Source organism: Corynebacterium sp. LK14, from assembly GCF_008042215.1.
Classification (GTDB): Bacteria; Actinomycetota; Actinomycetes; order Mycobacteriales; family Mycobacteriaceae; genus Corynebacterium; species Corynebacterium striatum.
Map to the genome: position 1 here is coordinate 208705 of NZ_NOVQ01000009.1, position 16985 is coordinate 225689.

At 58.3% G+C, this 16985-nt stretch carries 16 protein-coding genes; all 16 read left to right on the top strand.

What is annotated here, in order from left to right; genetic code table 11:
- Positions 1–141 precede the first annotated feature (141 nt).
- The 16 genes from CHU71_RS04355 (at position 142) to CHU71_RS04430 (ending at position 16981) form a co-directional block, all read left to right on the top strand.
- The gene (locus tag CHU71_RS04355; protein ID WP_255456391.1) at positions 142–1650 is read left to right on the top strand and encodes a terminase large subunit; all 1509 of its coding nucleotides are present in this window, start codon (positions 142–144) and stop codon (positions 1648–1650) included.
- Positions 1651–1659: 9 nt separating this feature from the next.
- Positions 1660–2964, top strand: coding sequence for a phage portal protein (locus CHU71_RS04360; protein ID WP_147760294.1), 1305 nt, complete (start codon positions 1660–1662; stop codon positions 2962–2964).
- The gene (locus tag CHU71_RS04365) at positions 2961–3326 is read left to right on the top strand and encodes an RNase adapter RapZ (protein WP_147760295.1); all 366 of its coding nucleotides are present in this window, start codon (positions 2961–2963) and stop codon (positions 3324–3326) included. The genes CHU71_RS04360 and CHU71_RS04365 overlap by 4 nt, the downstream gene beginning before the upstream one ends.
- Positions 3323–4480 carry an HK97 family phage prohead protease gene (locus CHU71_RS04370; protein ID WP_147760296.1) on the top strand — a complete coding sequence of 386 codons (1158 nt, stop codon included), beginning with the start codon at positions 3323–3325 and terminating at the stop codon, positions 4478–4480. The genes CHU71_RS04365 and CHU71_RS04370 overlap by 4 nt, the downstream gene beginning before the upstream one ends.
- Positions 4473–5732 (top strand): phage major capsid protein, encoded by a 1260-nt coding sequence (locus CHU71_RS04375; RefSeq protein ID WP_147760297.1) that lies wholly within the window; start codon positions 4473–4475, stop codon positions 5730–5732. The genes CHU71_RS04370 and CHU71_RS04375 overlap by 8 nt, the downstream gene beginning before the upstream one ends.
- A gap of 2 nt (positions 5733–5734) precedes the next feature.
- Entirely contained in the window at positions 5735–5935 is a 201-nt protein-coding gene (locus tag CHU71_RS04380) for a hypothetical protein (protein ID WP_147760298.1), read from the top strand.
- A gap of 23 nt (positions 5936–5958) precedes the next feature.
- Positions 5959–6477, top strand: a complete 519-nt coding sequence (locus CHU71_RS04385; RefSeq protein WP_147760299.1) for a hypothetical protein — start codon at positions 5959–5961, stop codon at positions 6475–6477.
- Positions 6474–6842, top strand: a complete 369-nt coding sequence (locus CHU71_RS04390) for a hypothetical protein (RefSeq protein ID WP_147760300.1) — start codon at positions 6474–6476, stop codon at positions 6840–6842. Before CHU71_RS04385 ends, CHU71_RS04390 begins: the two co-directional genes overlap by 4 nt.
- Complete coding sequence (locus CHU71_RS04395) at positions 6835–7104, top strand: hypothetical protein (protein WP_147760301.1); 270 nt, start codon at positions 6835–6837, stop codon at positions 7102–7104. Before CHU71_RS04390 ends, CHU71_RS04395 begins: the two co-directional genes overlap by 8 nt.
- Positions 7097–7495 carry a hypothetical protein gene (locus CHU71_RS04400; RefSeq protein ID WP_147760302.1) on the top strand — a complete coding sequence of 133 codons (399 nt, stop codon included), beginning with the start codon at positions 7097–7099 and terminating at the stop codon, positions 7493–7495. The genes CHU71_RS04395 and CHU71_RS04400 overlap by 8 nt, the downstream gene beginning before the upstream one ends.
- Before the next feature lie 11 nt (positions 7496–7506).
- A complete protein-coding gene (locus CHU71_RS04405; protein ID WP_147760303.1) occupies positions 7507–8511 on the top strand; it encodes a phage tail protein in 1005 nt (334 codons plus the stop codon).
- A 94-nt stretch (positions 8512–8605) separates the two neighbouring features.
- Positions 8606–8986: a hypothetical protein gene (locus tag CHU71_RS04410; RefSeq protein ID WP_147760304.1), complete on the top strand. Its 381-nt coding sequence runs from the start codon at positions 8606–8608 to the stop codon at positions 8984–8986.
- Positions 8987–9021: 35 nt separating this feature from the next.
- Positions 9022–9342 carry a hypothetical protein gene (locus CHU71_RS04415; protein ID WP_147760305.1) on the top strand — a complete coding sequence of 107 codons (321 nt, stop codon included), beginning with the start codon at positions 9022–9024 and terminating at the stop codon, positions 9340–9342.
- Positions 9343–9357: 15 nt separating this feature from the next.
- Positions 9358–15345 carry a phage tail tape measure protein gene (locus CHU71_RS04420; RefSeq protein WP_147760306.1) on the top strand — a complete coding sequence of 1996 codons (5988 nt, stop codon included), beginning with the start codon at positions 9358–9360 and terminating at the stop codon, positions 15343–15345.
- On the top strand, positions 15345–16103 hold the full coding sequence (locus CHU71_RS04425) for a hypothetical protein (RefSeq protein ID WP_147760307.1): 759 nt from the start codon (positions 15345–15347) through the stop codon (positions 16101–16103). Before CHU71_RS04420 ends, CHU71_RS04425 begins: the two co-directional genes overlap by 1 nt.
- Positions 16103–16981 carry a hypothetical protein gene (locus CHU71_RS04430; RefSeq protein ID WP_147760308.1) on the top strand — a complete coding sequence of 293 codons (879 nt, stop codon included), beginning with the start codon at positions 16103–16105 and terminating at the stop codon, positions 16979–16981. The genes CHU71_RS04425 and CHU71_RS04430 overlap by 1 nt, the downstream gene beginning before the upstream one ends.
- Positions 16982–16985: the final 4 nt, after the last annotated feature.

The following is a 16985-nucleotide window of genomic DNA, read 5'->3' on the forward strand; positions in this document are numbered from 1 at the left end:
CGTATTTTCACCCCACCGCTGGTTGAGCTAACCCCGGAGACGTCTCTTGGCTTTGCGCTTATTGAGTTTGCCGAGGATGTGCTTGGGTTGACGCTTCGCCCGTGGCAGCGGTGGTTGTTTATTCATGCTCTGGAGTTGGATATGACTACCGTCCCGGGCTCGGAGGTATTTGACCCGGATACTCCAGAATCCCGCTATTACGATTATCGCTTCCGGCAGGTGTGTGTCCTGGTCGCCCGCCAGAACGGTAAGACGCTAGTCATGTGCGTATTGGGGCTATGGCGTCTGTTCTATGACGGTGCCTCGGAGATGATTTCCACGGCGCAGAACCTCGCTGTCGCCGAAGGTACTTTGGATGATGCTTTCAACATGGCAAAAGCGCATGAGGAAATGACGGCATTTCTGCCTTACAGGATGGACCGAGGCAAATGGGTGCCGTATATGCGCACCGCCAATGGCTCGCACCGTATTGAGCTTGCCTCTGTGCCGCCGGATCTTGAGCACGTGCTCGACGCCGCGGGAACAATGCCCGCCTGGTACGTGGTTGCCAACAATGGCGGCGGTCGCTCTTACTCGGTAGATCTGGCGCTGCTTGACGAGTTACGCGAGCACAAAACCGAGGACATGTGGGAGGCAATCGAGCCCACCACCTCCGAGCGCCCGCGGAACCAAATTTGGACTTTCTCTAACGCCGGCACCGCCCAGTCTGTAGTGCTTCGACGGTTGCGCAACGTCGCTCTTCGCGCTATCCGAAACGAATCAACCGCCGAGGAGCGGTTATTCCTCGCGGAATGGTCTGCAGAACCCGACCGCTCCATCTTCGATCGAGAAGGCTGGGCGGAGGCTAACCCCTCGCTAGGCTACGGTGTGCGCACCGAGTCTGACATGCTGGCAAAAGCCAAGTCTGCAGTCGACCCGGAGAACGAGGACGCCACGCCTGATGGTTTCCGTACCGAGTACCTCTGCCAATGGGTCGAGTCTCTCGAGCCAGGCAAAATCAGTGAGGAGCTCTGGGAAGAGCTCGCCTCGCCTGTATCGGTTGATCCGGAATCCACGCCGGTATTCGTGGGCATTGACGTATCCACCGAAGCGCGCGCCGCTCATATCGCTGTTGCGTGGGAGCGCGACGATGGGCACTGGCATGTTGAGCTTGTCGCCTCACGTGCTGGTTTCGCCTGGGTTCCCGACTGGCTCAATGCTCGCCGTGGAACCTGGTTCGATGGCCGGGTCGGTATGCAAGTCCGCGGTGCCCCGTCCGCGGCACTCGTCCCGCTACTGGAAGAAGCAGAAATCGACATCGCCGAGTGGCAGGGCGCTTCTATGTCAGGCTCCGTCCTGGGATTCCTCACCGCGATACGAGCTAGGGAAGTCCACCATTCTGGGCGCGCGCCGGGCGAGGTCGATACTCCGACGCGGCTTGAGGCCGCCGCCTTGGGAGTCCGCGACCGCAAGGCAGGAGACGTGTTCATCTGGGACCGTGACAAATCAGTTGGTGACGCCACGCCATTTATCGCGACAAACGTCGCCTGGTGGCTGGGGCACCTCAATGAGGAGGCGGCGGTCTCTGCATATTCCGGCGACGGCTGGGACGACGAGCTGGAAGACTTCGACGATTCCGACGACCAGGACGCTGGTTTGCTGATTCTTTAAGGAGGCCCCATGGGTATTCTCGACCGGATCCTAGACCGGCGTCGCCCCCGCCTTGACCCGCCGAGCGATTATGTTCGCGAACAGGGCGGCTTTGATGTGCTCGATATTTGGAACTTTCACGTCGACAACATGACAGTGGAAGACCTGTATCGAACCCAGCCGCATCTTCGTACGGTGACGAGCTTTATTGCCCGTATGGTCTCGACGGTGTCGCTACATGCCTACGAGCGGCAGGACGACGGCGGCCGGGTGCGCGTGCGTGATGGGGAATTAGCTAGTGTGCTTCGACGTTCCTCGCGCTCGCTGCTCATGTCGGATCTGCTCACTCAGACGGTCATGGATCTGTGCCTTTATGACGAGTGGATTTGGGCAGTAGGCCAGGACGAGGGCCGGGGTGGTGAATGGTTTATTCTGCCTATCCCGCCGCGGTGGATTTCGAAGCGTCACTTCTCTGACCCGTGGACGTTTGAAGGGATTTCGATTTGGCATGGCGGGAAAGGCGAGGACGTCTTTATCCCGGCCGAGAACCTTATTCGTCATACCGGCTACAACCCCAATAGTTTGCGCTTGGGAGTCTCGCCAATCCTCGCGCTCAAGGACGTGCTGAAGCAAAACCGAGCGCGTGGAGAATACCAATCCCAGCTCTGGGACCGAGGGCCGCGCATGGCTGGATTCATTGAGCGCCCGGTGGACGCAAAGTGGGAACACAAAGACCGCCAGCGGTTTAAAGCTGACCTCCGCGCCCAGTTCGCCGCCGGAGGATCCGGGGCGGGCGGCATTGCACTGCTCGAGGACGGCATGAAGTTCACTCCCCATCATTTGAAGGCGTCGGACGAGCAAGTCGTCGAGCAAACCAAGCTCTCGCTGGAAACCGTCGCCCAGGTCTATCACGTCAATCCGACAATGGTCGGCATCCTCGATAACGCCAATTACTCCAACGTTAAGGAATTTAGGCAGTCCCTCTATGGCGACTCCCTGCTGCCAATCATGAAGGGGATCGAGGAATCGATTAACGCTTTCCTTTTGCCGATGATGGGGATTGATTCCTCGCGCTTTTACGTCGAGTTCAACATGCAAGAGCGACTACGAGCTCGCTTCGAAGAGCAAGCCGCCGTTACCTCGAAGGCTATCGGCGCTCCATGGATGACGGTCAACGAGGGGCGCGAGATGAACAATCTTCCAAAGATCGACGGAGGCGATGAGCTCGCACGCCCTTTGAATACCGAATTCGGCCAAGGTGAAAACCAAGATCCGCCGGAAGAGGAAGAAAGCGACGCCGAGCCAGGCGCAGATGACGAGGAGGACATGCCATGACGGTTCATCTTGTCTCTTGTGGGGTATCTGTAGCCCCTCCGCCTGTTGAGGCTGACATGGTGTTTGATTGCCTCAACATTCCTGATCCTTCGCCGGTAGTTCACGACCTCCCCGGCACCGAACCAGTCACGGCGTCGGTGATTGAAACAGCTAACCCGCTGGTTACTGACTACCTGTCTGCAGCGGCGATGAGCGTGCAATTTCTCCACGAGCTTCGCAGTTCGGACATTCTTGTTGTCTTTGCCTGTTCCGCCGGGTGGCACCGAAGCGTTTACGCGGCTGAGAAAGTCGCTGGCATGTTGCGCGACGCCGGCATCCAGGTAAGGCTCGCACACCGCGACCTAGGAACGGAGGAATTATGACGATTCATGTAGTTGTTGGCCCGCCGTGCTCTGGCAAATCCAGCTATGTCCAAAAGCACGCTGTTCCTGGGACTCCTCGCTTCGACTATGACGCGATTGCCTCCGTGGTTGCCGGGCAAGACCTAGACCATGAGAAGCCACCAATGGTCACCGAGGCTGTGTCCATCATGCGTCGCGCTCTCATCGGGTGGCTCATGGACGAAGAAGAGGACCCCACGGGGGACTTCTGGTTCATCTGGTCCTACCCCGGGCAAAAGGCAATTGAGCGGCTGGCGACCGCTGGGGCGAAATTTCATCTCATCGACCCCGGCCTTGACACCTGCATTGAACGAGCCGAGAAAGACAAGCGACCGCCCGGCACCATCGATCGAATTAAGCGGTGGTACGAAAACCCGCCCGTCTTGCCAGGCATGGAGAACGACGAAGAAAAGGAGGGCCAGCCCCCAATGCACAAAGACTTCCGCGTGGACGTGAAAGCGGCCACCGTAACCGACGATCAATCCGGCGGGACTATCGAGGCCTATGCCGCCGTTTTCGACAACGTAGATAGCTATGGCGACATTATCCGCAAGGGTGCATTTGCTGAAACGTTGCAGGAATGGGCAGACTCGGGAAATCAGATCCCGCTGCTCTACGGCCACGACTTTGCCGATCCTTTCGCGAACATCGGCGTGGTTACTTCTGCAGTCGAGGACGACCACGGTCTAAAAATCGAGGCACAACTAGACCTCGACAACGAAAAGGCCGCGCAGGTCTACCGCCTGCTAAAGGAACGACGCCTGTCTCAGATGTCTTTTGCTTTCCGAGTCCTCGACGCCGCGGAGGCAGAGATAGACGGCGAGTTCGTCTATGAATTGACCCGCCTCAAACTTTATGAGGTGTCTGTAGTCCCGATCGGGGCGAATGAACAAACCGAAATCCTGGCTGTGAAATCGGCCGCGGAGCTAATTTCGACCGCTGTGAAGCAGGCCGAGGGGCTCGCGCCGATGGAGCGTGCCGCGCTGTCTCGTGCATGTCAATCCGCAGCCGAAGAGCTGAAAAGCTCGAGCGCTGACGATGACGCCGGTACGGCGGATCTTGAAAATGAAAACCGAGCCCGGGCCCGAGCGGCACGGGCTTTTCTTATGCTCACCGAAAGGAGCAACAATGCCTAAATCCATTCAGGAGCTCAAGGCCGCCCGCGACGAGGCGCTGGCCGAGGCTAAGTCCCTAGTTGCACAGCACGGCGATTCCATGACGGAGGAAATCTTCGAGCGCGTCACCGAACTGAAGTCCGTAGTCGATGACACCGACTCCGAGATCCAGGGCCGCGTAAAGCGCTCTGACCTCTTCGCTGAAATTTCCTCCGCCAAGGCCGCCGCCGACGAGCTCGTGGAATCCTCCACCGGCAACCCGACTGACCGAACTCTCGGCGGCCACTTCGTAAAGAATGCAGAATCCGAACTCAAGTCTTTCTCCCCAGGTAAGGTCCTGTCCTATCAGGCCCCGGAGTTCAAGGCCGCCTCTGATCCATCCTTGACCTCTGGCGCAGGCCAGGGCGTCGTCGATGGCTACGCCACCGAGTGGTCCCGTGACATCGTTAACCAGCGCCGCGAACGCCTGGTTGCCGCCGACATCATGGGCTCTGCTCGACTGACCCAGCCAGTCATCAAGTACCTGGTCGAAAAGGCCGAGCGCATCGCCGAAGGCAAGCCGGGCACCGTCGCCGAAGGTGCCAAGAAGCCCTACGTCCGATACAACCCGTTCGACCTGGTTACCGAGTCCCCAGCAAAGGTCGCGGCCCTGACCAAGATCTCCGACGAGATGATCGAGGATCTGCCATTCATCGCGGACTACATCAACAACCAGCTCATTTATGACCTGTCTGTTGAAGAGGAGAATCAGCTCCTCAAGGGCGACGGCCAGGGCTCCAACCTGCGCGGCCTGTTCAACCGCGAGGGCATCCAGAAGCACGATATTGCTGGCGGCGACCCGTTCGACGGCCTGCTCGAGGCGATCGACATGGTCGCTCTCGCAACCCCGCTGACCGCTGACGGCATTCTGCTCAACCCAGCGGATTACCAGACTCTTCGCAAGAAGAAGGATGGCAACGGCCAGTACTTCGCCGGCGGCCCATTCCAGGGCCAGTACGGCCAGGGTGGCATCATGCTCAACCCGCCAGTGTGGGGCCTGAACGTGGTTTCCACCCCGGCGGTCGAGAAGGGCAAGTACATGGTGGGCGCGTTCCGCCAGGGCTCGACCATCCTGCGCCGTGGCGGCCTGCGCGTCGATTCCACCAACACCAACGTGGACGACTTCGAGAACAACCTCGTGACATTGCGCGCCGAGGAGCGTTTGGGCCTTATGGTTCCGCGCCCGGCTGCATTCGTCACCGGCACCATCGGCGAAGCAGCAGCGGAGGCATAGTCATGGCGGAGTCTGATCTAAGGCCATACCGAGTCGTTCTTCGCTCCGGCTTCGAGACAACCCTCATGCTGTCCCGCGAGACCGCGGAGCGTGATTACCCAACCGCTCGCGAAGTAGCGACCGGCGGCATCGAGACCAAAGACGGTGCTCCGAAGAAGTCTGGCGGTCGAAGCAAAAAGGCCACCGCCGCAAAGTCTGAATAGGCACCCAACGCAAGGAGGGAATCATGGCTGACGAGGATGTTTCTTTGGCACCCGAGCACGGCGTAGTAACGACCGATCCGCAGGTGCCGCAGTCCGCTGTCGACCGCGCTGTTGAAACTCTCCGCGAGCTGGCGGGCTGGCACATTTGGCCGGTTCGCGAGGAGCGTCTCGAGTTGCTCGTCCCTGGCGATGGTCAGGTAATCCTCCCTACTAAGCGATTGCTGGAAGTTATCGAGCTTTCGATTGACGGATCCCCAGTTGATATAGACAGATTAGTCTATTCAGATGATGGGGTCGTCTACGTTCCCGGCTTAAAGCCAAGAAGGGATGATGTTCCTCGAAAAGTCATCGCCCGAATACGCCATGGGTACGAGAAACTCGCTGATCTGACCGGCGTTGTACTCGCCATGGCCGCCCGCTCCGTCCAACCGCAAGCGTCCTACACGGTAGGCCGCATATCAGTTGGGGCGCCAGGGTCTGCCACTCCGCAATCTACAGAGTGGCGTCTGCTAGACCTCTATAAATTGGGGGCCCGGCCATGACCGAACCAACGATAATTTTCAACATGGCCTTGGAAATCAAACAGCCTCGACTAGTCGAATCTGTCTACTCCTCGAAACCAGTTGAAGATTGGGACCACCCCGAGTGGCGCCCCGTCGCCTTCCCCGTCAGCGTGCAACAAGTATCCACCACCGAGGGAGGAATTGAGCGCCCCCAAGTTGCCACCTCGTATTTTCTGGTCACTCCACCAGGCACGGATATCCCCGAGCTGAAATCCTCGAGCGTGATCCGTGTAGGAGGAACACTCGAACTTGAAGTTCGAGGAGCCCCAGCCCGGTGGCCAGACCCATGGAAACCCGGCGTTGTTCACCATCTCGAGGCTGAATTGGAGGGAATCGATGGCTGATTACCTTGACCAAATGTGGCGAAAAATCAACCGCGATCCGAAACTGCAGGCGGCGCTTCGCCGCCGAGCGGAAGCAACAGCCGCGCGAGCAACCGCAATTTCTAGAGCGGAAGGCGGTACCGCTAATTACTCCATCCGCACGGGAATCCGCCCGGGAGGACGCGCTTATGCCGATGTGGTCTCGGATAACAGCGAGGAAGAACAAGGCACCGAAACCGTTAGACGAATCAATGCCTTGAGAAGGGCGGCGCGCGGTGGCTGATCATTTCGCAATTCTCACTAAGGCGCTTAAGACAAATTTCCCACACCCGGTATTCGTGGATCTTCCTCATGGCTTTGAACTAGAGGAACTCCCGACTATCGGGCTTTTTACTGTAGGCCCGGCCGAGCGCCGCCCGGGTCTCAATGTTCTAGGCGTCGACGTCGAAGACATCGACGTTGACTTTTTTGTTTCCCCACTCATGTGGGAGACCGGCGAAGCGGTCAAGCTGGCAAATATCGTCCGGCTGTTTTTATCCCGGCTCAGGGACGGCCCGGTCCGGGTGCTCGATGTGTCGCGCCCCGAGCGGCGCATCGATCGCAATCCCAAGGTTCGCCGTCTTGGAATGACGGTGACCCTAGCTTCGCCCATCAATGAATCCGAATTCCTATAGGAGGAAAACCCATGCCTGTAGCAACCCCAAAGGTCGATCTGTCGGCCCCTAACTACTCCACCCAGCTGCTCAACCTCGGTGTGACAGGTAAGTTCACCTACGCGCCGCCGGGCACTGAAATGCCAAAGAACATGGCGGACTACGAGAAGCCTTTCGTCGATCTGGGCTGGATCTCCGACGCCGGTATCACCGAAGCTCTGAACGAGGAGCGCAACTCTTGGACCCCGTGGCAGGCGCAGGGCTCCCAGCGCTCTCAGGTCGCTACGCAGGAGTTCACTTTCCAGGCGACCGTCTGGTCCATCGGCGGCCTGGCGAACGCTCTTTACTACGGCGTCGCCGTCGAGGACATGGAACTCGATACGGAGACCGGTGTTGTCTCTTTCGAGCAAGGCCAGTCCCTGCCAGAGGAGTTCCAATTCCGCCTGTGCATTGACGTTATCGATGGCAAGAAGGCACGCCGCTTCCTGCTGCCTGCAGCGTCCGTCTCCGAGCGTGGCGAGATCGTCTATACCAAGACTGACCTTGTCGGTTACCAGTTCACGTTCAAGACCAACCTGGACAACGAGCTTGGTTACTCCATCCGCCGTGAGTTCCTGGAGGGCTGGAAGCCCGGCCAGGCTGGATCCACTCTCGAAGCGGATAACTCCGGCCGTAACCCGGGTGACTGGTCCACTACGCCAGGTGCACCAGCCGGTAACCCAGGTTCCAGCGAGGATCCGGCCAACGGTGAAGAGTCCGAACCATCTGCAACTGCAGCGGAGAAGGTTGCAACCCTGCCTAGCGGCGTTACCGAGGGCACCTTCACCCTGTCTATCGACGGCGCTCCAACGTCTGCCTTGGAATACAACGCCGAAGCGGCGGCAGTCCAGGACGCTCTTCGCGCCGTTGCAGGTGGCGAAGCCGCAACCGTCAGCGGTTCCGCCGGCGGCCCGTACACCATCGACGGTGTGACCGGGACCCTGACCATCGACGGCGACCTGCTCGTCGGTGGCACTGGCTCTGCAACCATCCAGTAACCCTTACGGGGTCGCGGCTCGTGGGTCGCCGCGGCCCCTACCTCTCTTAGACCCACGAACTTTTTCGACCCACCATTTTTAAGGAGGTAGCCTGATGGCTGCTATCAATCTTGACCACCTGCTCGAAAAGCGCCGCGAGGTAGTCGGCGACGCCCACAAATTCCCGGTGGAATTCGCCGGCCGTGTATTCCACTTCGTCGCCCCGGAGATCGCCGGGGCAGACTGGAATGACCGACATGCCGAGCTTCGCGAAGATTCCCACGCTGGCATCATCTCTACGGAAGCGCTGCGCGTAGAAATGGCCGAGCTGATGCTCGAAGATGAGGCTGACGATTTCATCAATCTTGCCAATGAGCAAGGGGTAGACCCGCTGTCTCTAATCATGTGGGCAGTGGAGGACCACAATGACCGAGTGGGAAAAACCCGATCCCAGCGGAACTTGAATCGTTCCCAGCGGCGTGCGAAGCAGCGCTAAGCGCAACCTACGGCGGCGACCCGGTCGCTGATTGGATGCGCGGGGATATCACCTCGCGACGCCTGAAAGTCCTTATCGATGGGCTCCCCGAAGGTTCCGCGCTGCACCGGGCCCGCCTCGACGGCCACGAGTGGACCTCGGTACACGACCTGCTGTGGACGCTGGTGCAAGCGGTGCCGCGCCGGGAGAAGCTTCTTGCCCGGCAGCTAAATAAGCAGCAGGCACAAGGGCTGAAAATGCCGAAATTGAAAACGTATCCATGGGATCCCGACCAGGATCAATCCCGCTACGGAAAAATCAACGCCGGCGATGAAGAGGCGGCGCTGTCTTATCTCGAGGGCTTGTCCCCCAGCTAGTAAAGGAGGCCGGTTATGGCTCGTGACGCTCAGTATGTTCCGATTCTGCCTTCCTTCGATGGATTTTTTAAGTCTGTGGAAAAGGGCGCACAGAAAGGTGGCGAGCAGGCCGGTAAATCCTTTGCTGATTCTATGCAGCGCCAGGTCAAAAAGGCCGAGGGTGCTGTGGAAAAAGCCACTATCCAAGTGGAACGCTCTCGCAAGCGTCAAGCGGACTCGGCGGATAAAACCCGCGTCATGGAGGCCAAGCTTGCGGAGGTCATGGATAAAGGCAACGCGACTGCCTCTCAAAAAGAAAAGGCGATCGCGGATCTCAACAAGGCTCGCCGCGACCAGGCTGCCAACGACAAGGCTGTGGAGCGAGCTAATCGTAAACTGGAAACTGCGCAACAAGACCTTACTGCGAAAACTCAAGAAGCTGATGATGCACTGTCTGAGCTTGACTCAACTCAAGATAAGGTTGCGGGATCGTCGGTAGGACTTTCCGATGGGCTGAAGGTCGCAGCGGGAGCGTTTGCCGCTTTGAGCGGATCAGCAATTGTTGTAGGTAAAACGCTTACAGATATCGGCGGCCGCATTGATGAAGCATGGGATACTATCCGCGTGGGCACTGGTGCCTCCGGTGAAGCCCTGGAAGGACTTAAGGATTCTGCGCGTGCAGTAGCGGAATCGGTGCCGTCGTCTTTTGAAGATGTTGGCACTGCCGTTGCTGATGTCAATACTCGATTGGGCCTTACCGGTAAGCCTCTAGAACGGTTTTCCTCCCAGCTTCTGGAACTGGAAAATATGGGCGTGGATGCAGATATCAACTCTGTGTCCCAGGCCCTGTCTGGATTTGGGGTGGAAGCTGAGAACGCTCCCGATGCCCTCGATAAACTTTTCCAAGTTTCCCAGGCCACTGGTTTGTCTGTAACTGAACTGTCGAATTCTGCGGTCAAGGCTGGCCCGGCTCTCCGCGGGTTTGGCTTTAGCCTTGAAGATTCGGCGGCGATGGTCGGCCAAATGGACAAAGCAGGCCTGGATGCGGATAAAACCCTGCAATCTATGCAGCGTGCTTTGTCTGAATTTGCGAAAGAAGGCCGTAATGCGCCAGAGGCGCTTCAAGAAACTATTGGATCAGTAGAAGACTTCATAGCCGCTGGTGATGATGCTGCGGCTATCGACTTGGCGTCCGGTATCTTTGGCACTCGCGGCGCTGCCCAGTTTGTTGATGCAGTCAAATCCGGAACCCTGTCTGTTGAGGACTTCATGGGTGCCACGGGCGCTACCTCTGACACGATCCTTGGCGTCGCAGAAGAAACGCGATCGATGGGCGAGGAATGGCAGATCTTCAAAAATAAGGCGATGACCGCAATCGAACCGATCGCGCTTGCTCTGTTCGATCGGCTCGGTCCTGCGCTTGAAGCCGGTTCCGAGAAGTTCCAGGAATTGATCGGCTGGATCGAAGACGACGCTATTCCCGGGATCGAGTCCTTTGTGTCCTGGCTGGGTCGAACCTCGGGTGCTATTACCGCGATCGCCACCCCGGTGGGGATACTCGTTGGCGCTTATGCTCTCTTGGCCGCCCAGCAGAAGATCATGGTCGCCGGTGGTTTCCTGAAATGGCTTTCTAGCCTGAGCGCAATCACCAAGATCCAAACCGCCTATACCACGGCGGCGACCGCCGCCCAGGCCGCATTCAACCTGGTCATGAATGCCAACCCGATCTTTCTGATCGTGACCGCCCTAACCGCATTAGTCGCCGGGCTTGCGGTGTTTTTCACCAAGACCGAAACCGGTAAGCAGGTGTGGCAATCGCTTGTTGACGCGATGACCACCGGGTGGAACTGGATCCGAGATAACGTCATTACCCCCTTTACGGAAGGGGTGGACAATCTTGGCGCTAGGTTCTCGGAGGCGATGGCTGCCATCTCGGAGTGGTGGAATGACCTCACTGCAAATTTGCAAGCTGGCTGGCAAACTGTGCGAGACCTAGTGTTCGCTGCCTTTACTTCCTATATCGCCCGGGTACAGGCTAACTGGGAAACTGTCACTAGCGCTATTTCCACCGCCTGGGATTGGGTCACCCAAGGCTTATATGCCGGGTGGGTCTGGCTGCGCGACGGGCTCTTTGCCGCGTTCCTCGGCATCATCGAAAGCCTGCGCGCAACATGGGATTTCTTCACTAACGCCATAACTGGCGGGTGGAATTGGCTAACCGGCGCGCTTTATCAGGGCTGGGTCTGGGTCCGCGACGCGGTCCTGTGGGCCTGGAACCGCGAAGTCGAGGGCCTGCGGATCCTGTTCGACATCGTCACCGGGGCGATTTCGAATGCATGGAATTGGGTAACCGGAAAACTCGCGGGCGGCTGGAACTTCATCAACGATGTGGTCTTTGGCGGGTTGCGTGGCGGCCTGCACGCTGTCCGTGACGCCTTTAACTGGACCGTCGACAAAATTGGCGAATCCTGGGCCCGAATCAAGGGGCTTACCCGTAAGCCAGTGGAATTCGTGGTGAACACGGTCTATAACAACGGTATTCGCAAAGCCTGGAATGCCGTGGGCAAACTGGTTGGCCTGGACCAGTTGCCGGAGCATAAATTCGCCACCGGCGGTGTCCTGCCTGGCTACACCCCGGGGCGCGACCCATACACATTTATTGAGCCGCGAACCGGAATGTCTGTGGGGCTCTCCGGCGGCGAAGCTATCCTCCGTCCGGAAGCTACCCGTGCTCTCGGCTCCCAGTGGGTCGACAACGTCAACGCGGCCGCACGCCGCGGCGGCAAGGGCGAAGTAGAAAAGACCCTCAAGCGGTCCCACTTCGCAACCGGCGGTATCTTCCACCTCGGAAACTTCGCCGGTGGCGGATACACTAACCTCGCCGGCGCGCTCTCGGCGGTGCAAGCATCGCAGGGAGAATTCGTCGGACGATTCTTCCCGGGCATCTTCAATCTCACGTCGGCATCGCGTAGCGAGCCAGGGTCCTACCACGACTTTTCCGTCGCGAAAGCCACGGACTGGCAGAACCCTGCAACCTACGCAACGCAGATGCCGTCGGCGGAATCGAAGGCACTCGCACGGGCCATCAATAAGAACTTCCCGAACTCGGCGGAGCTTATTCACTGGCCCCTCGATGGGTGGCAAAACCTGGATAACGGTCACCCGCACGACTTCGGGCCGGGCACGAACGCCCAGCACGCGAATCACGTTCACTGGGCCACCAACTCCGTTATCCGCTTCGACGGTGACGATATCGTCCTCGACGATGTGCCCGGTAAGGGCGGCGGATGGAACCCCATCAACATGGTTAAGGGCCTATGGGACGCGGCGATGGAGAAGATTGGCGAATTCCCTGGCGCTGATAAGTTTGGCGAGTGGGGTAAACTCCCTGGCGCTATTTTGAAGAAACTGTCTACCGCTGCCTGGGAGTTTGTCTCCGGTAGGGCATCGGAAATGGGGTCTGTCCAAGGTGGCGTTGCTGCTGGTGTTGAGCAGTGGCGTGGAATGGTGGAAGCTGTCCTTAAGGATAAGGGGTTCCCTGTTTCTTTGGCAGATACTGTGCTGCGTCGTATGAATCAGGAGTCCGGTGGTAATCCCGCTGCGATTAATGATTGGGATTCGAATGCGGCTGCAGGTACGCCCTCTAAGGGCTTGATGCAGGTCATTGACCCAACATTCCAGGCGAACAAGGACCCCGGCTATGACGATATTTTCGACCCGGAGGCTAACCTGCGTGCGTCCATGAACTATGCCGTCGCACGCTATGGTTCTCTTCCAGCTGCCTACAATCAGGCTGGCGGCTACGCTTCAGGCGGTATTATCCCGGAGTTCACCGGCTTGTACGATTCGGGCGGCTGGTTGCCTCATATGGGCGCAGCACTCAACCTCTCTGGAAAGCCCGAGCCTGTGCTCACCGACGGCCATTGGGAGATCGTGGCTGGCCTTATCCGTAAGGTTGGCGAGTTGATTCCGCCTCTGCATGATGTGGCTACCAACATTGCGGATAATCTTGCCCCGGCGATGCGCGAAATGGCAGCCGCGTGGAGTGGTGTAACCGATGGGGATCGCACCCACCTTTCCCGCCTGATTGGTGAGGACAATGCCCGATCTGTGGCATGGTCCGCCGCGTGGGCTGGCACTGCTTCGCAGAAAGAACTTTTCGATACTTTCTCGAAGCTGCCAAAGATCGGGGAGTACACGTCCGCATTCTCTGGAATTATCGACGGGCAGGACGCGATTGCGAAGAAGTACGCCGAGCACGGGGAGGCGCTGAAGGTTATCTCGGAGAAGGAAGAAGCTCTCGCGGAGGCGCGTAAAGCGCTTTCGGAGGCCGAGGGCGAATCCGTCGAGATGGACAAGGACCAAAAGCGCAAACTCGAAGATGCTGAGGCCGATCTCGCGAAAGCAAGGGAAGACGGCGACGCTGAAAAGATTGCCGAAAAGGAAAAGAAACTCGCCGAGGTCCGCGAGGACATTGACGATAAATCCAAGCAATCTGAAGAGAAGAAGGCAGAGGCTGTCAAGGCAGCGCAGGAGAAGGTCCTGTCTGCCGAGATGGATCTGTCCGACGCTCGATCCGCAGCCGCTGACGTCGCGAAGGCGGCCGGCCATGCACAGATTGCTCTGGCAATCGAAATCGCGAATACTATCTTCGATATTCTCGAAAAGCTGGTGTCTACCTTCATGAAGGCGAAGGTAGATATTGCCGCCGGGGTAACGTCGATGATGGGGTCGATTAAGGACCTCACGGACTTGATCGAAAAGCAGCGCGAGACTGTCATCGGCCTGGCGCTCGACTTTGTTGGTGCGCAGATTGACGTCATGGACGCGGCTCGCAAGTCGCGGTTTACCCAGATTTCTGGTGCGCAGGCAACGTTGGAGGCGTCGCGCTCGCTCGCCGAGGCGCAGGCTGCTTTCGACAATCAGCGCATGGCTGATATGAATGCGGCGCTGTCGCTGCACCAGGATTTGACGCTGGCAACTGATCGTTGGCGGTGGAATCTTCGCAAGCAGGTCGACGGTGCAGTTATGGACATGTCACAATGGTCGGACGAGACTCGCGCGCTTTATGCCGAGCTGCAGGCGGCACAGGCTAATCTGCAGCTCGAGCAGCTGGAAGCGCAAAAGGCGAATCTCAAGGCTGCTTACGACCAAACGCTTGCCGTGTTGGACCTGTCGGATGTGACCCGCAATCTGCAGGTTGCTTCTAAGCAGCTAGCGCTCATGTCTGGTGAAGCTTTCGGGTTTAACCAGATTGGGGCCACCGTAGGAGAGCGTTATGCCTCGCTTGCAGAGGAGCTCGCTTCGATTGAGGCTAAAAAGGCTGATTTCGGAACGTGGGCGAACCCGGCGAACTGGTTTAACGGCTACTATAAGAACGCGAACCGCCGGCAGGACGAGATCCGTAAGGAGATGGCCGAGCTCGCCGCTCGCCCGGACTTCCAGGGAATCGGCATTTCCGAAAAGGACATTTCCAAGATGGTCGCTGGTGCTGGATTCATGGGCCTATTTGGTGGATCCGGTGACGTCAAGGACTACATTGCGAATTCCAAACTTGGTGATCCGGCGCGTGCGCTGGATCGTGTGAAGTGGGAATCCGATCTAGTCGAGTTGGAGGCCTCGCAGAAGGAGCTTCGCTCGAAGGTGGAGCGTGGCCGCGCCGAGCTGGATTACAAGTCTGAACTCGGGCCTCTGGAAGAGCGCATCAAGGCCACCGAACTTGAGCGTGAATCGCAGAAGAATTGGGCCGAGTATTGGCGTGCCACCAATGACGAGGTGAAGTCTGCGATTGCCAATATCGCGACGTACCAGGAGGACACGGCGGCGCAGCTTCGCGCGATTGCTGAACGTCCTGTTTCCCTAACTCTGCAGATTCCTTCTGGCAAAGAGGCACTGTCTGTCAGGGAGTTGGAGGCCATTGAGGAGCAGCTGCGGAAGCAGAATGCCGGCATTGAGCTTCGCCTGGATCGGATTGAAAACCCGCGCCCTGGTGGCGCTGATATTTCTAGAAAGGTGAGGGGCTAATGCTCTATGAGCTCGATTTGGTCTCCCCGGAGGGCACGACCTTTAACTTGATCGCCGATGGGGCACCAGGCCCTATCGCGGTTGAGGCCGGGACTATCGAATCGCTGGTTGGAACGTTCGAGGACAATCCCAAGCAAGCGGTAGGTATCCCGGGGCAGATCATTAATTTTGAGGATCGCGTTGTGTCTCCGTTGACGGGCTCGATTGGTTTCGTGATTGAGGATCCGGAGTCATGGCATAAGTTTCGGCGCGCGTGGTCAACGTGGGAGTACTCATGGCTAGTGCTGTCGATTGGTGGTGCGAAGTTCCGTCTGGCTGCTCGACTGCAGGCGGCGTTTGCGTTCCCGTCGTCAATCCCGAAGCGGGGCGATCGGGTTGTGGTTGATATGATTTCGGATTCGCCGGGTGCGTGGACTGTGCCGGTCGCCTCCGAGGGTAGCGTCACAGTGACGAATTACGGCGATGTTCCAGTATGGCCAGAAATCGTGTGGGATGGGCCCGGCGGGGAAGTAATCTTGCCATCGGGCGCAACTTTCACGCTTCCCGCCGTCGACGAGCTCCACCGACTCCCATTGGCGCGCTCCAACTCCGGACGAATCTTCAACGCCGCCGATGAATACGACCGAGACATGTCTCGAAAAGTCGGCGCGGTAGGAGAAATGGTTCCGCGGGGCAAGGAACGCGTCTACACCATCCCCGACGGCGCGCGCCTCGAGTGGGAGATTGGCGTATTTGATCCATTTGCGAAGGAGTTCTAATGGACTTCAAATCGTGGCGAAAGCACATCGATCAAGTCGTTGAAGACGAGGGCTATTGGGTAGGGCTCGCCGACGAGAACGGCTACCCGCTCTTAGACATTCCTCCCTTCGAGTCCTTGACCCTGCCCCGCACGCGACTCGCAACCTCGGAGTTCGAGTTCCTCGTGCATGCCCCGGCAGGCTCGCCGATTAACGACGACCTCGTCGCCGACGGCATAGGCGTCCAAGACCAAGAAGGTCGATTGATTCCAGCCAAAGGCCCGACCCGAATGCTTATTGTGGTGACGCCGGGGAATCCGCGACTGTCATATTTCGTGAATATCTCGAGTCTGTCAGGCATTTCAGCCCCAGACCAACTGACAGTGAAGGGCGTCGACGGGCTGGACTGCCTTGCCTTTTGGCCCGGTGTTTCAATCCCGGTTGAAGTCGAAAAGGCTACGTTTTCGGACTGGTCGACTGACGCCTCCGGTATCCAGTACGAAAAGACGCGGCGTCTGGCTCGGGTTCCCCTGGCTACCGTTGCCGATGGCTATACCCTTTACGGCAAGGCCCGGACTGTTATTCGGCGATTCATTCAGGATTCATTCGACGCCGTGAATGCCCTTATGGGCTGGACCGGTGACGAGCATGCCGTCGTCGATTTCGGCGGCGGTCCTGATACAACGTCGGAGATTTATCTCCGCACCTCCGACGACTATGTCTGGGACACTATCGCGGGACCTGCCAAGAATTCCGGTCTTTATGTTCACGTTGATTTGTGGTGGCCCGGCGACCCTGCAGTAACCGTACGTAAAGACCGCGCATCGGGGGAGACCGTTTCTAAAACCTGGGAGCGGCCCATGCTGATAGTCCGCGTGGACACTATGAAGGAGGTCTAGAAAT

Bases quoted from the DNA above. Each gene is read 5' to 3' on its own strand.
- CHU71_RS04365 (WP_147760295.1), top strand. From the start codon at position 2,961: ATGACGGTTCATCTTGTCTCTTGTGGGGTATCTGTAGCCCCTCCGCCT.
- CHU71_RS04405 (WP_147760303.1), top strand. From the start codon at position 7,507: ATGCCTGTAGCAACCCCAAAGGTCGATCTGTCGGCCCCTAACTACTCC.
- CHU71_RS04370 (WP_147760296.1), top strand. From the start codon at position 3,323: ATGACGATTCATGTAGTTGTTGGCCCGCCGTGCTCTGGCAAATCCAGC.
- CHU71_RS04395 (WP_147760301.1), top strand. From the start codon at position 6,835: ATGGCTGATTACCTTGACCAAATGTGGCGAAAAATCAACCGCGATCCG.
- CHU71_RS04360 (WP_147760294.1), top strand. From the start codon at position 1,660: ATGGGTATTCTCGACCGGATCCTAGACCGGCGTCGCCCCCGCCTTGAC.
- CHU71_RS04375 (WP_147760297.1), top strand. From the start codon at position 4,473: ATGCCTAAATCCATTCAGGAGCTCAAGGCCGCCCGCGACGAGGCGCTG.
- CHU71_RS04355 (WP_255456391.1), top strand. From the start codon at position 142: ATGACTACCGTCCCGGGCTCGGAGGTATTTGACCCGGATACTCCAGAA.
- CHU71_RS04385 (WP_147760299.1), top strand. From the start codon at position 5,959: ATGGCTGACGAGGATGTTTCTTTGGCACCCGAGCACGGCGTAGTAACG.
- CHU71_RS04420 (WP_147760306.1), top strand. From the start codon at position 9,358: ATGGCTCGTGACGCTCAGTATGTTCCGATTCTGCCTTCCTTCGATGGA.
- CHU71_RS04380 (WP_147760298.1), top strand. From the start codon at position 5,735: ATGGCGGAGTCTGATCTAAGGCCATACCGAGTCGTTCTTCGCTCCGGC.
- CHU71_RS04415 (WP_147760305.1), top strand. From the start codon at position 9,022: ATGCGCGGGGATATCACCTCGCGACGCCTGAAAGTCCTTATCGATGGG.
- CHU71_RS04425 (WP_147760307.1), top strand. From the start codon at position 15,345: ATGCTCTATGAGCTCGATTTGGTCTCCCCGGAGGGCACGACCTTTAAC.
- CHU71_RS04390 (WP_147760300.1), top strand. From the start codon at position 6,474: ATGACCGAACCAACGATAATTTTCAACATGGCCTTGGAAATCAAACAG.
- CHU71_RS04430 (WP_147760308.1), top strand. From the start codon at position 16,103: ATGGACTTCAAATCGTGGCGAAAGCACATCGATCAAGTCGTTGAAGAC.
- CHU71_RS04410 (WP_147760304.1), top strand. From the start codon at position 8,606: ATGGCTGCTATCAATCTTGACCACCTGCTCGAAAAGCGCCGCGAGGTA.